The 12862-nt window shown below is 63.4% G+C and carries 12 protein-coding genes; 2 read left to right on the top strand and 10 right to left on the bottom strand.

Annotated elements, in window-relative coordinates:
- Window positions 1-2: 2 nt before the first annotated feature.
- From paaA to IVB13_RS10100, 8 genes are all read right to left on the bottom strand, one after another.
- Complete coding sequence (paaA, locus tag IVB13_RS10065) at window positions 3-995, bottom strand: 1,2-phenylacetyl-CoA epoxidase subunit PaaA (protein WP_085385947.1); 993 nt, start codon at window positions 993-995, stop codon at window positions 3-5.
- A gap of 76 nt (window positions 996-1071) precedes the next feature.
- Window positions 1072-1938 (bottom strand): phenylacetic acid degradation operon negative regulatory protein PaaX, encoded by an 867-nt coding sequence (paaX, locus tag IVB13_RS10070; protein WP_247488731.1) that lies wholly within the window; start codon window positions 1936-1938, stop codon window positions 1072-1074.
- Between the two features lie 87 nt (window positions 1939-2025).
- A complete protein-coding gene (locus tag IVB13_RS10075) occupies window positions 2026-2796 on the bottom strand; it encodes an alpha/beta hydrolase (RefSeq protein WP_018457022.1) in 771 nt (256 codons plus the stop codon).
- A gap of 201 nt (window positions 2797-2997) precedes the next feature.
- A complete protein-coding gene (locus IVB13_RS10080; RefSeq protein ID WP_247488733.1) occupies window positions 2998-4284 on the bottom strand; it encodes a DUF445 domain-containing protein in 1287 nt (428 codons plus the stop codon).
- 165 nt (window positions 4285-4449) lie between these two features.
- A complete protein-coding gene (locus IVB13_RS10085) occupies window positions 4450-4905 on the bottom strand; it encodes a phasin (RefSeq protein WP_247488735.1) in 456 nt (151 codons plus the stop codon).
- Window positions 4906-5100: 195 nt separating this feature from the next.
- A complete protein-coding gene (locus tag IVB13_RS10090; protein WP_247488737.1) occupies window positions 5101-5694 on the bottom strand; it encodes a GNAT family N-acetyltransferase in 594 nt (197 codons plus the stop codon).
- The gene (locus IVB13_RS10095) at window positions 5691-6773 is read right to left on the bottom strand and encodes an alpha/beta fold hydrolase (protein WP_247488739.1); all 1083 of its coding nucleotides are present in this window, start codon (window positions 6771-6773) and stop codon (window positions 5691-5693) included. The genes IVB13_RS10090 and IVB13_RS10095 overlap by 4 nt, the downstream gene beginning before the upstream one ends.
- Window positions 6770-7153 carry a hypothetical protein gene (locus IVB13_RS10100; protein WP_018457027.1) on the bottom strand — a complete coding sequence of 128 codons (384 nt, stop codon included), beginning with the start codon at window positions 7151-7153 and terminating at the stop codon, window positions 6770-6772. The genes IVB13_RS10095 and IVB13_RS10100 overlap by 4 nt, the downstream gene beginning before the upstream one ends.
- A gap of 170 nt (window positions 7154-7323) precedes the next feature.
- Between IVB13_RS10100 and IVB13_RS10105 the strand changes: the two genes are divergently transcribed.
- Window positions 7324-8238 (top strand): alpha/beta hydrolase, encoded by a 915-nt coding sequence (locus tag IVB13_RS10105; protein WP_247488741.1) that lies wholly within the window; start codon window positions 7324-7326, stop codon window positions 8236-8238.
- Between the two features lie 149 nt (window positions 8239-8387).
- Window positions 8388-8852, top strand: coding sequence for a nuclear transport factor 2 family protein (locus tag IVB13_RS10110; RefSeq protein WP_018457029.1), 465 nt, complete (start codon window positions 8388-8390; stop codon window positions 8850-8852).
- Between the two features lie 29 nt (window positions 8853-8881).
- Here the strand turns inward: IVB13_RS10110 and IVB13_RS10115 are convergent, their stop codons facing one another.
- Window positions 8882-9556 carry a spermidine synthase gene (locus IVB13_RS10115; protein ID WP_247488743.1) on the bottom strand — a complete coding sequence of 225 codons (675 nt, stop codon included), beginning with the start codon at window positions 9554-9556 and terminating at the stop codon, window positions 8882-8884.
- 30 nt (window positions 9557-9586) lie between these two features.
- Window positions 9587-12820: a cytochrome P450 gene (locus IVB13_RS10120; RefSeq protein ID WP_247488745.1), complete on the bottom strand. Its 3234-nt coding sequence runs from the start codon at window positions 12818-12820 to the stop codon at window positions 9587-9589.
- Window positions 12821-12862: the final 42 nt, after the last annotated feature.

Raw genomic sequence — 12862 nt, forward strand, 5'->3', positions numbered from 1 at the left:
CCCTACTCTGCCGCTTGTGCAGTTCGACGCTGCGTGCGCTTTGCGGCATAGCTAGCTGCCGCCTCGCGCACCCAGGCGCCCTCATCGTGCGCCTTGCGGCGTGCCGCGATGCGATCCCGGTTGCATGGGCCGTTGCCGGCGAGCACCTGCTTGAACTCGGTCCAGTCGATCTCGCTGTAGCGCCAGTGCCCGTCGGCGTCCTGAATCATGCCGGGATCGGGAATGGTCAGGCCGAGATATTGCGCCTGCGGCACGGTGGCGTCGACGAACTTCTGCCGCAGCTCGTCATTGGAGAAGCGCTTGATCTTCCACTTCGTCGAGGTGTCGCTGTGCTGGCTGGTGGCATCGGGCGGGCCAAACATCATCAGCACCGGCCACCACCACCTATTCAAGGCATCCTGCGCCATCGCCTTCTGCTCGTCCGAGCCACGGCACAGCGTCAGCATGATCTCGTAGCCCTGGCGCTGGTGGAACGACTCCTCCTTGCAGACGCGGATCATCGCGCGGGCATAGGGACCGTAGGAGCAGCGGCACAGCGGGATCTGGTTCATGATCGCGGCGCCGTCGACCAGCCAGCCGATGGTGCCGATGTCGGCCCAGGTCAGCGTCGGATAATTGAAGATCGAGGAATATTTTGCCTTGCCCGCGAGCATGGCGTCGACCAGCTCTTCGCGCGAAGTGCCGAGCGTCTCGGCCGCGGCATAGAGGTAAAGCCCGTGGCCGCACTCGTCCTGCACCTTGGCGAGCAGCGCGGCCTTGCGGCGCAAGGACGGCGCTCGCGTGATCCAGTTGCCTTCGGGCAGCATGCCGACGATTTCGGAATGAGCGTGCTGGGAGATCTGGCGGGTCAGCGTCTTGCGATAAGCCGCCGGCATCCAGTCGTTCGGCTCGATGCGCTCCTCGGCATCGATGCGCGTCTGGAACTGCGCAGCGTTGGCCGCATCCTCGAGGCCGCGATCATCGGTCTCGGCCGTGTTCAGCGCCTGGGTATACATGCGCATCCTCCCATTTTATCGAGGGGCAATATATAACAAGAATCAGATCACGCAAGATATTTCTGTAACATAACAATCAAGTCTCGAATCTCCTCTCCAGGAGTTTCCGCGCCGGCGGCAATGGCCTCTTTTCATTGGTCCCATGACCATCAAGCCATTGTTCCGATGGGACAAGCAGCGCGCGATAGATGTCGCCGCACAACGCACGGGCGGCCTTGCCTGGCCAGTTCGCCGGAAGCAGGCTTTCGGGCAGCAGCGGATCGCGCAGCACGACTCGGCGATAATGGTGGATCAGGAGGATGCGCGCCGTGAAGGCGTCGGCCTCGGACAAGTCGCTGCCGCGCGCGATCGCGGCGCGCAGCGGCTCGAACGTCTTCATGAACTTGAGATAGGCGTCCGCGGTGCGCTCCAGCGGCCAGCTCGCACTGAGCAGCCGGCGACCACTGTCATCCTCGGCCGAGACCTCCAGACGGATGGCGCCCGCGGCCTCGCCGGGCACTGGCACGCCTGACGGGGCGACCCACACGCCCGGCAGCGGGCTACCGAAGCCGGCGTTGCGGAGCGCCTCGCGCGAGGCATCGCGATCCTCGCCATTGCCGATCAGAAGCAGCTCGAAGCGCCCGGTCCAGTCGGATGGCGGCGGATCGTAGATATGGCGTGTCGCGGCCTCGAAGATCTGGCGGCCCTTGTCGGCCAAGCGGTAAAAACTATTGCGGCCGACCTTTTCGCGCGTCAGCCAGCCATCGGCAGCAAGCCGCGACATCGCGGTACGCACCACGCCGCTGTCGATGTCCAGGGTCTCGAAGAATTCCAGCAGCGTGCCGAGCCATACCGAACCGCCACGCGGCACGATGGCATCACCGAATACCGTGATGACGATAGAGCCGGTGCGCGACGGCTCGCGCTTGAGCTGATCGATGATGCGGGACAACGGATGCGCCATGCGCGAGGCATAGCGCGTTTGGTGCGGGCACGACAATGGACGGGTGCGACGCTCTTCTCCCTTGCCCCGTCTTACGGAGGCAAAGAATTACCGATGCGGATCGGGATAGACCACGCTGCGCCAGCCGCTGCGGTCGAAGGGCCGCCAGCTGCCTTCCTTCTGCGCAAGGCGATCAGCCACCGCGAAGACAGCGGCGGGATGATGGCCCATGCCGCAATGGCTGCTCTCGATCTCGATGCTCTCGGTCTGCGCGCCCGTCTTCTCCATGCAGCCCTGCCAAGCGCAGACGCCGTCGGTGCGGCTGAAGATCGCCGTGGTCGGCACCGGCGGCGGAACGGCGAGATCGCCGCCGAACTGCGGATCGACCTCATTGGACTTCCGCCCGCTCGCCCATTCATAGACGCGCCAGGCATTCGTCGAATGCGGATCGCCGGCAAAGGGGCTGCCGAGCGTGATCACCTGGCGTACGCGGTCGGGCATCATCTTGGCGAGCTGGCGCGCATAGAGACCGCCGAGGCTCCAGCCGACCAGGCTGATCTTGCGGCCGTGCCTGTCGCTGAGCTCCTGAACCAGATCCACCATCGCGTGCTGCACGCCCTCGCGCAGGCCATAGTTGCGGCCTTGGCGCCAGCCGCTCACCGCATAGCCCTTGCCGGACAGAAAGGTGCGCAGTGCACGCGTGGACCCGTCGGAGGCCACGAGGCCCGGCAGAACCAGCACCGGATGCCCATCGCCGCGCGGCGCGAGGCTGAGCAGCGGAAGCGCGCCGAGGAAGGCGCCGAACTCGTGGATCGCTCGCCCTTCCAGGAACATCAGGGTGCGAGACGGCGGGCTCAGCGTCTGGGCAGTAGCGGTCATCAATGGTCCCCTTGGGAAAATTGCTGAAAAGGCCACCGGTTGTTTGCCGGCAAATGGGTATGGGATTCCAACACGCCGGCTTCTTGATCGTTCCGCAACACAACATGAATCAGCTAGGCAGCGGGTTCCCGACATTCAAGCGGGAGACACCCCGGGCCACAATAGGCCCGCGCGTTAATGCTGACGTCCGTGACGCAAAAGTCACAACAATCGAAGCAGGAATTCTACGGAGTAAAGCGCAAGACCCGCCAGCCCGCCGATCAGCGAGCCGTTGAAGCGGATGTATTGCAGGTCGCGGCCAATGTTGATTTCGATCAGCGAAATCAGCTGCGCCATATCCCACGATTTGACCTGGTCGGAGATGAAGGTCGAGACGCCGCTCTTCTGGTCCGCGACGAAACTGCGCAGCACCGCGACCAGCCCCTTGTTGATCTCGCCGCGCAGCTCGGCATCGCCCGCAAGCGCTTCGCCCGCCGCGACACACATGCCCGCGAGATGATGCTGCAGCACCTGCGTCTCGCCGCTTGCACTACGTTGGATGAAGGACCGCGTATTGGCCCAGACGGTGCGGGCGAGATCGGCAAGCTCGGGACGCGCGAGCAGATCGCGCTTCAAGCCGTCGATGCGGTCGATATAGGCCTGGTCGGTGCCGAGCCGGTCGACGAAGCTCAGCACCATGCGATCGAACTCGCCGCGAAAAGGATGTTTGGGATCGCTGCGCACTTCATTGAAGAACGCGGTGGCGGAGGCCACGATCTTGTTCACCAGAAACTTGTCGGCGCGATAGAGCCTGAGCAAGGTCGGCAATTCCGCGCGCACCTTCTCGCGGATGATCGCCATCGTCTCGGTCTGGTTCAGCGTCTCGTGCATCACGCGCAGAAGATCGTCGAACAGGATCTGGTGCCGCCCTTCCGCGACGAAGCCGCGCAACGTGCCGGCCGCGAGCGGCGCCAGATCGACGGCCTGGAGCTGCGAGGACATGCGGCGGATGATGAAGGTCATCAGACCGGAGCTCTCGGTCGCGGAGACAGCCTCCGGCAGCAGGCGCAGCGCAAAGCGCGCGAGGTCATCGCTGCGCTTGCGATCGCGCAGCCAGTCGGCGACGAAGGAGCCGAAATCGATCTCCTTCAGCTTGGCCTCGACGGGAGCAGCCTCGAGGAAATGCACCTGGATGAATTCGCCGAGCTTGTCGGCGATACGGGCCTGGTTGCTCTGGATGATCGCGGTGTGCGGGATCGGCAGGCCGAGTGGACGCTTGAACAGCGCCACCACCGCATACCAATCGGCGAGCCCGCCGATGGTCGCGGCTTCCGCGAAGGCAGCGATGAATCCGAACACGGGATGCACGGGCAGCAGCCATTTCGCGACGACGAACAGGACAAGCGTCGAGCCCAACACCAGCGTCGCCAGCGCTTTCACGCGGCGCAATTCGGCTGCGCGTTCGGCGTCGCCGGGAGTGTCGAAAGAGAAGGCGCCTGATGGAGTCATCACAGCATCACCCTATCCGTCATTGCGAACGAAGCGAAGCAATCCAGAGTCTTTCCAAGGAGGCAGACTGGATTGCTTCGCTTCGCTCGCAATGACAGCTACGGCGGAATAACAAAAGGCCCGCCGAAGCGGGCCTCAAATTCAGTTTTTACTCAGGGGGCCGTATCAGGCGGTCTTGTTGTAGACCTTGGCAAAATTGTCCTGAGCGGACTTCGCACCGTTAGCGGCGAGCTTGCCGAAATAGTCGGTAGTCGCCTTGGCGCGCGAGACGAACGCTTCGCCGCGGGCGCGGAGCAGGCCGGACTGGATCTCGACAGCTTCGCTGAACGACTTGGCGGACGCGAGCTTGTCGATGCCCGCGAAGAATGCCTCGGCGTCCTCGTAGATCGCCTGCTGGATGTTGCGGCTGATCTTGCCGGCTTCGGTGACGGACTCGGTCACCGCGTTTTCGACGGCGGCGGTCACGCGCTCGGAGCCAGCGAACACCTCGGCAGCACGGTCCTTGGCAGTGTTGGCGGACTTCTTGACGAACTCGCGGGCGGCCTCGGGAACTTCCAGGTTCTGGATGTTCTTGAACGCGTCCTTGAAGCCTGCGAAAGCGGTGTTGGTTTCGGTGGTCATTGGGGTCTCTCCATCCTCATTGGTTGAGCTATGGGCTCACCCCGTCCGGTTTGGCCCGGGGCACGGCTTATATGCTATAGTTAATTGTGCGATGCAATATCCATATTGCAGTGCGATATCACGAAACCGTGAATAGCCATAGGCAACTGGCGCCTCCCCGACCATCCGGGTTCCCGAACATCCGTCCAGCGGTTCTCAATGCTGGACGGCGCCAGGCAGCCCATAGGCCTCCATCTGGGCCTGGACCTGCGCGATGTTGTGCCCGAGCACGACGACATCGTGGGTCTTGCCGTCGACGTCGCGAACATGGTCGCGCAGCAGTGCCTCGGCCTTGAAGCCGAGGCTCTCGAACAGCGTGATCGCCGCCTGCTGATCGACCGTCATTTGGACCGAGAGCTTCTCGAGGCCGGCCCCGAGCGCGAGGGCGAAGGTCTCCTGCGACAGCGTCCTTCCTACCCCCTTCCCGCGCACGTCGAGCGAAACCACCATCCGGATCTCGCCGACATGAGGCGACCAGGAGTGCGGATCGCGCACCAGCGTGCCGCAGCCGACCACCGTGCCGTCCCTGACCGCGAGCAGGCTCGTGATCGCGCCGCGCGCGATCTCCTTGACCCAGGCGGAGAGCACTTTCGGCTCACTGATGTTGCGCGGCAGGAACAACAGGTCGTGGGTCGGCAGGCCCTTGCCGAAGGCGAGCACCGCGGCTTCGTCCGCCGGGGACATCAGGCGGATCTCGATATCGCCCGCGTCCGTCTTCACATGGCGCGGATAGGAACGCTGCTCACTCATGTCGATCTCTTCCCCAGCCAGGAATCCAGTTTCGGCCATAGCCGCTTCACCGCATTGGCGCCGGCGACGAGCGAGACGTGACCGCCCTTCAGCATCACCTCCTCCTTGTCCGCCGATCCGATCTTGGCGATCAGGTGCTTTGCAGCCTCATAAGGCACGATGTGGTCATGCTCGGCGACCGCATGCAGGAACGGCACCTTGATGTCCTCGAGCTTCGCAGCACGGCCGCCGACCGACATGGTGTCGTTGAACAGCTTGTTGTCCCACATCAGGTCCTTGGTGATGGTGCGGAAATATTCGCCGGCCAGCGGCAGCGTGTCGGTCGCCCAGCGGTCGAACATCCGGTAGGATTTGACGAACTCGTCGTTCCAGATGTTTTCCCAGAGCTGGATCTGGCTGACGGTGCGGGAGGCCGGGCGCAGCATCTCGAACGACGACAGGATCATCTCGGGCGGCACGTTGCCGACGCTGTCGACGAGGCGATCGACGTCGAAATAGCGACGGTCGGAGAAGTTCGAGAACAGCTTCATCTCGCGAAAGTCGATCGGCGTGGTGAAGCAGATCAAATTCTTCATCGGCCCGTCCTTGTGGATCGAGCCGTAGAGCAGCGACAGCACGCCGCCGAAGCAATAGCCGATGACGGAGACGTCCTGTTCGCCGGAATCCTGCTGCACGCGGCGGATGCAGTCCGGGATGAAGTCGAGGACATAGTCCTCCATGCGGAGGCTCTTCTCCTCCGGCCGTGGCGCGCTCCAGTCGAGCATGTAGACGTCGTAGCCGCGCTTCAACAGGAACTCGATGAAACTCTGGCCGGGCACGAGGTCGAGAATGTAACCGCGATTGGTGGTCGCCATCACGATCAAGATCGGAATTCGATAGATCTCGTCGGACATCGGTCGATAGTGATAGAGGCTCATCGTGCCGCGTGAATGCAGCACGTCCTTCGGCGTCGAGCCGAGCGTGGGGCCGGACGTCGAGAAATATTCGACGCCCTTGATGCTTCGCTGGATGGCGCGTTGCACCTCGGACTGGATGCGCTCCGGGATCCCTGCGAAGTCTAATCCGGCGGGTGCATTCATGTCTTCTCTCCGCCTTCAGACGGCGGGCGCTTGGTGCGCGGCGGGCGCAATGCAGTATCGGAGCCCTGAGAAATGCCGGAACTTGCCGCCATCTGGCTCAGCATCGACTTGATCTCACCGATCTGTCCTTCGATGGACTGTAGCCGTTCCGCAAGGCCGGTGACCTGGTCCCGGCTCGGCAGATTCATGGAAACCAGATATTTCTCCATGAGGTCGCCGAGCTGCTTCTGAGCACCTGCAGCAACGCCGCCGGCTCGGTTCACGGCTTGCGAAAACTCGGGCGACGACATGGCCTGATTGGCGAAGGAGTTGAACCCCTTCTCCATCTCGCCAACCATCTTCTGCCACATGGCAATGGGGTCGTTGCTTTTGTCGGTCATCGGCGTCCTCCTGAAAGCGAGAGCTTCGATGCCCTTCCTTTTTCGCCATACCACACCGTTGCGCGGTGCCGGTCAACCGGCAAGCAGCGGGTCCGGTGTCGCGAACGCGGCTTCATTGCGAGGGGAAACCGTGCGATACAGCATTAATCAAAAGCCGAGGGAACGCACCCGTGAACGCCTATCATCCGCCGCAAACCGTCCACGCCAACGGCATCGACATCTGTTACGAGACTTTCGGCAACGACAGTGCCGAGCCGCTGCTTCTGATCATGGGGTTAGGCGCCCAGATGATCCACTGGGACGATGCGTTCTGTGAGCAGCTCGCCGCGCACGGCTTTCGCGTCATCCGGTTCGACAATCGCGACATCGGCAAGTCGAGCCATCTCACAGGCGGCAAGCGTCTGACGCCGCTCGAGCTGTTGAAGCTCCGATTCCTCAGGATTCCCGTGGCCGCAACCTACAAGCTGATCGACATGGCAAAAGACACTGTCGGGCTGATGGATGCGCTCGGCATCAAGTCGGCGCACCTGGTCGGGGCGTCCATGGGCGGAATGATTGCGCAGGAAGTGACGTTGTCGTTTCCCGAGCGGGTGCGCTCGCTCACCTCGATCATGTCGACGACCGGCAATCCGCGCCTGCCGCCCCCGACTCGCGAGGCCGCCGCGATGCTGATGGCGCCGCCGCCGCGCAGCAAGGAGGAGTTCATCGTCCGCTACGGCCAGACTTGGAAGGTGTTGCGGGCCGGGTCCTTCCCGGAGGAAGAGGCGCTCGATCCCGGTCGTGCCGAGCGCGTGTTCGCGCGCGGGCTCAATCCGGCCGGTGTCGGCCGGCAGCTCCGCGCGGTGCTCGCCTCGGGTAGCCGCAAGGAGCGGCTGCATGGCGTCAAGACGCCGACACTCGTCATCCACGGCACCGTCGATCCGCTGGTCCGTCCCGAGGGCGGCAGGGACACGGCAGAGTCAATTTCGGGGGCCAAGCTGCTGATGATCGACGGCATGGGCCACGCGCTGCCGATGCGATTCTGGCCGGACATCATCGACGCCATCGCCAAGCACGCCCATGGCGCGGCGGTGCAGGCGGCGTAGATTGACCGACGCAGACAGTCTCCTCACGGTGACCATGTGAGCTGCCGGTTACTCTCTTAACGCGTGCCGGTGCGAAAGCTATACAGGCCTCCTTCAATCGCCGAGAACCTCAATCGCCAACAAAGAGGCCGCGGCCTCTCGGAGTTCACATGCATCTCATCGTCCGGTCGGCCGCAATCGTCGCTGCTTCAGTCCTCACGCTGTCCCTCGCCAGCGGCGCCGCGATGGCGGGTGGCGCGCAAGAAGAAGCCAATCGCAAAACTGTCCTTGCGTTCTACGAGAAGGGGCTCAACCAAAAGGACGCCGATGCAGCCCTCGCCTATGTCGGCGACCGCTACGTCCAGCACAATCCAAACGCGGCCGATGGTCCGGACGGATTCCGAAAGTTCATCGGCTTCCTCCGGGATAAATTCCCGAACTCGCACAGCGAGATCAAGCGCAGCTTCGTGGATGGCGACTACGTCATCCTGCACGTTCACGCGGTTCGCGAGCCCGGCAGCAGGGGCAATGCGATCGTCGACATCTTCAAGCTGGAGAACGGCAAGGTTGTCGAACACTGGGACGTCGTGCAACCGATCCCGGAAAATCCGGCGAACAACAACACGATGTTCTGACGGATCGAACCGGTTGCTGGGCAGGCGGCCTAGCTCTTCCTCGCCATCCAGATCACGTGACGTGCGCCACCGCCTCTTCCGGTGGCGCGGATATTGACTTCGTTGACGTCGAATCCGGCGCTCCCGAGCCGCTTGGTGAAGGCCGGGTTGGGCCCCGAGGACCAGACCGCGAGCACGCCGCCCGTCCGCAGCGCCGTCTTCGCCGCCTTCAACCCGCTCGCATTGTAGAGCGCATCATTGCCCTTCCGGGTCAGCCCTTCCGGCCCGTTATCGACGTCGAGGAGGATGGCATCGAATGCCGACCGCTGCGCCCGGATGATTTCGCCAACGTCGGTTTCCCGAATGCTCACCCTGGAGTCATCGAGGCTGTCGCCGAACACCTGCGCCATCGGACCCCGCGCCCAGGCGACCACCGCCGGCACGAGCTCGGAGACAACGATCTTCGCCTTGCTTCCGAGCACGGTCAGCGCAGCACGCAGCGTAAAACCCATGCCCAGGCCCCCGATGAGGACGACAGGTTTTGCGACCGTCTCGATCTGCTTCGCCGCGAGCGTGGCGAGCGCGGCCTCGGAGCCCGACAGGCGGTTGTTCATCAGCTCGTTGGTGCCGAGCTTGATGGAGAACTCCTTGCCTCGCCGCATCAGGCGAAGCTCTTCATCGGAGCCGGGGATTTTGGCGGTGTCGATCTTTTCCCAGGGAATCATGCGAGAGCTTTAGCACGTCCGGCTGCCGGGTTATCCACCCGCCCATACGTCCAGCACATACCGGTTCTTTGCACCCATCTCCTCGATCCAGCGGGCAGCCGTGGCGGCATCGCTGCCGCTCTTCTCGCGATGGATCGCGACCAGCGCCGCCTTCACGTCGGGCTCCATCTTGCTGCCGTCGCCACAGACATAGACGATCGCGCCCTGCTCGATCAGCGGCCAGACCTTGTCCTTCTGCGCAGCGAGGACGTGCTGCACATAGGTCTTTGGCCCCTCCGCGCGCGAGAACGCCGTGAACAGCTCGGTGATGCCGCTCGCCCCCAGCGCCTTCAGCTCGTCCGCGTAGAGAAAATCCTGATCGGGATGACGGCAGCCGAAAAACAGCATGGCCGGACCGAGCGCGTCGCCCTTGACCTTGCGCGCGGCGCGCTCCTGGAGGAAGCCGCGGAACGGCGCCAGTCCCGTGCCCGGGCCGATCATGACGATCGGCACGGATGGATCGTCCGGGAGCCGGAAGCCGGCCTTGGTCTCACGCACGGTTGCATGGATCACGTCGCCCGCGCGTCGATTGGCGAGATAGTTCGAGCAGATACCCTTGTAGGTGCCGCGGCCGGAGGCGGCCGGTCCTTCAACCACCCCGACCGTGACGCTGCAACGAACCGGGTCGACCGACGGCGAAGACGAGATCGAGTAATAGCGCGGCGCCAGCAGCGAGAGCATTTCCAGATAGACGTGGAACGGCAATTCGCAGGCCGGATATTCGAGCAGCAGATCGAACACCGATTTTCGCCTGGCCAGAATCTCGCTGCGATAACGCTCGAGTGTTTCAGCCTCCTCGCCAACGAAGGCCAGCAGTTTTGGTTTCGTGACCGGACAACGCGTATGCTCGGTCATGATCTGAATCTGCTTCCGTGTCGCCACTTGCTGGAGCTCGACGAACTCGCTGAGCAGGCGGCCCACTGACACGGCATCGCCGACCGGCAATTGCGCGCGGCGGCCTTCGGCGACCTGAAGCCTGATTTGGTCGGCCGGCAGGAAGCCGAAGCGACGGGCAACCGAATCCACCAGCGTCGGATCGTTGCGCGGGACCACACTCAGATGATCGCCGACGCGGTACGTGATGTTGGACGGCAGCTGCACCTCGATGTGGCGCGTCGAGCGCTCCGACGGATTGGAACCGGCCTTGTTCTGAAGCTCGTCATTGACCACCACCTTCATGGCCACCGCGCCGCCCTGGGCGACGATGGTGTTGACGGCGGTCACCGCGACCGGCTCGATCGCGTAGAGCGGATCATCCTCCGCGGTACGGGTGAAATTCCAGTCGATGCCGAATTCCTTGGTCGCGACCTGGGCGGCCGCCGGGAACCATTTCTGAAACTGGCCGTCGAGATCGCTGCGCGCATCGCCTTCGCCACGCGGATAGACCGCGCGCGCACCATGCGCCGATAATTGTTCATCGATGAAGCGCGGTACCGATTGATAGGTCGCGGCCCAGTCGCTGTTGCCGCAGCCGAACACGGCGTAGCGCACATCGGCAAACGCATCCTTCGGCAGCTCGTCGCCGAGCCATTTGACAAATTGTGTCGCATTGTCCGGCGGCGCGCCGTTATAGGAGGCGCAGATGATCAGGACGCCGCCCTCCCGCGGCAGCTTGCCGACGTAATCGTCGAGCGGCCCCAAATGCACGGCAAAGCCGTTGATCTCGGCAAGGTCGGCCATCCGCGTCGCCAGCTCTTCGGCGGTGCCGAGATTGGAGCCGTAAAGTACGAGCATCGGCGTGTTGTGGCCGGGACGCGCGGTGGGCTGGCGCGGTGCCTTCGGCGCCGACGACACCGCTACAGGTCCACCATAAGCGCCGCGCTCGCGATCGGCGCGCGGACGGACCTTGATCTTGAAGCCTTCCGGCTTCATCGTGAGCGTTTCCTTCAGATGCATCTGGTAGCGCTGGTGGTCGACCAGCTTGAAGCGCTGGAGGATCATGCCGAGCGCGAGCGCGGCCTCGTGCATGGCGAAGCCGCGGCCGATGCAGGCGCGCTGGCCGTTGCCGAACGGCTTCCAGGCATTGATCGGCCGTTTGGCTTCCGCCTCCCGGCTGAAATTCTCCGGATCGAACGCATCCGGGTTGGGACCCCAGACAGAGGGATCGCGATGCAGCGCGGTCACCAGGATGGTGGTGAACGTGCCCTTCCTGAGCTTGTACTTGCCGCCGCCGATAGCCTCGTCGTTCAGTGGGGAGATGCCATAGGCCGGCGCCGGCGGCCATAGCCGCAGCGCCTCCTTGAGGATCTGCGTGATGTAAGTGAGCTGCGTGACCTGTTGATAGGTCGGACGCACGTCGACATTGGGACCGAGGACGCGGTCGACCTCGTCATAGGCTTTTTTTAGAATGTCGGGGTGCTTGAGCAACGCATAGAGCGCGCAGGACAACAGGCCGCTGGTGGTCTCGTGGCCTGCGATCAGGAACGTGTTGATCTGGTAGCGGATGTTGACGTCGTCGAGCTGCTCGCCGGTCGAGCGATCGACGCCCGTCATCATCGCCGCAAGCATATCCTTCTTGTCGTCGGTCGCCTCGCCTCCCTTGCGGCGCTCCGCAATGATCTCGTCGACCATCCTGTTCATGAAGTCGACATCTTCAGCCATGGTCTTGCGCCGCTTCTGCATCCAGAGCTGCTCGAACGGCAGGCCGCGCGTCATCATGATGGTTTCGAGCGAGCGCACCAGCGACTCGACGAAGGGGTGGTAATCGCGCCGGTAGAACGAATTGAAGCGGTAGTCGAAGCCGCACAGGCCGATCGTATCCAGCGTCAGCGCCGTCATGTCGTGGACGACGTCGATCTCGTCGTCGGCGTTGAGCCGTTCCCATTTGCCCACGAGCTGCTCCGCGATGTCGACCATGCTCGGGTGATAGGACTGCATGGCGCGGTTGCCGAAAGGCTGGAGCAGGATGTTGTGCGCCTTGCTCCAGTTCGGCTCCCTGGTGTCGGCCGTGAACAAGCCGTCGCCGCCGACCGCGCGCACCCGCCGCAGGGCACCGCGCACCGTCTTGTCGAAACGCTTCTCGTCGGAGAGCTCGTCGACGAGATCGTGGCCGGAGACGACCACGATCGGCGAGCCCATCATGTCGAGCCAGAAGATCGGCCCCAGCTCCTTGGCAAGCCGGGTCAGATGCTGCACCGGTGCGGCCGAATCCAGCGACAGCATGTTGCCGACCACCGGCTTGGTCGGCGGCTGCGGGATCGGGTCCAGACGGTTCTTCGATGACATTAAAAGTGCTTCCCCTGCCTCGGTATTCAACGCCGTCGTTGC

The sequence above is a fragment of the Bradyrhizobium sp. 17 genome (assembly GCF_023073515.1).
GTDB lineage: Bacteria > Pseudomonadota > Alphaproteobacteria > Rhizobiales > Xanthobacteraceae > Bradyrhizobium > Bradyrhizobium canariense_D.

What these genes read in the sequence shown, in the direction of transcription:
- paaA (WP_085385947.1), bottom strand. Translation starts at nt 995, where the DNA reads ATGTATACCCAGGCGCTGAACACGGCCGAGACCGATGATCGCGGCCTC.
- paaX (WP_247488731.1), bottom strand. Translation starts at nt 1,938, where the DNA reads ATGGCGCATCCGTTGTCCCGCATCATCGATCAGCTCAAGCGCGAGCCG.
- IVB13_RS10075 (WP_018457022.1), bottom strand. Translation starts at nt 2,796, where the DNA reads ATGACCGCTACTGCCCAGACGCTGAGCCCGCCGTCTCGCACCCTGATG.
- IVB13_RS10080 (WP_247488733.1), bottom strand. Translation starts at nt 4,284, where the DNA reads ATGACTCCATCAGGCGCCTTCTCTTTCGACACTCCCGGCGACGCCGAA.
- IVB13_RS10085 (WP_247488735.1), bottom strand. Translation starts at nt 4,905, where the DNA reads ATGACCACCGAAACCAACACCGCTTTCGCAGGCTTCAAGGACGCGTTC.
- IVB13_RS10090 (WP_247488737.1), bottom strand. Translation starts at nt 5,694, where the DNA reads ATGAGTGAGCAGCGTTCCTATCCGCGCCATGTGAAGACGGACGCGGGC.
- IVB13_RS10095 (WP_247488739.1), bottom strand. Translation starts at nt 6,773, where the DNA reads ATGAATGCACCCGCCGGATTAGACTTCGCAGGGATCCCGGAGCGCATC.
- IVB13_RS10100 (WP_018457027.1), bottom strand. Translation starts at nt 7,153, where the DNA reads ATGACCGACAAAAGCAACGACCCCATTGCCATGTGGCAGAAGATGGTT.
- IVB13_RS10110 (WP_018457029.1), top strand. Translation starts at nt 8,388, where the DNA reads ATGCATCTCATCGTCCGGTCGGCCGCAATCGTCGCTGCTTCAGTCCTC.
- IVB13_RS10115 (WP_247488743.1), bottom strand. Translation starts at nt 9,556, where the DNA reads ATGATTCCCTGGGAAAAGATCGACACCGCCAAAATCCCCGGCTCCGAT.
- IVB13_RS10120 (WP_247488745.1), bottom strand. Translation starts at nt 12,820, where the DNA reads ATGTCATCGAAGAACCGTCTGGACCCGATCCCGCAGCCGCCGACCAAG.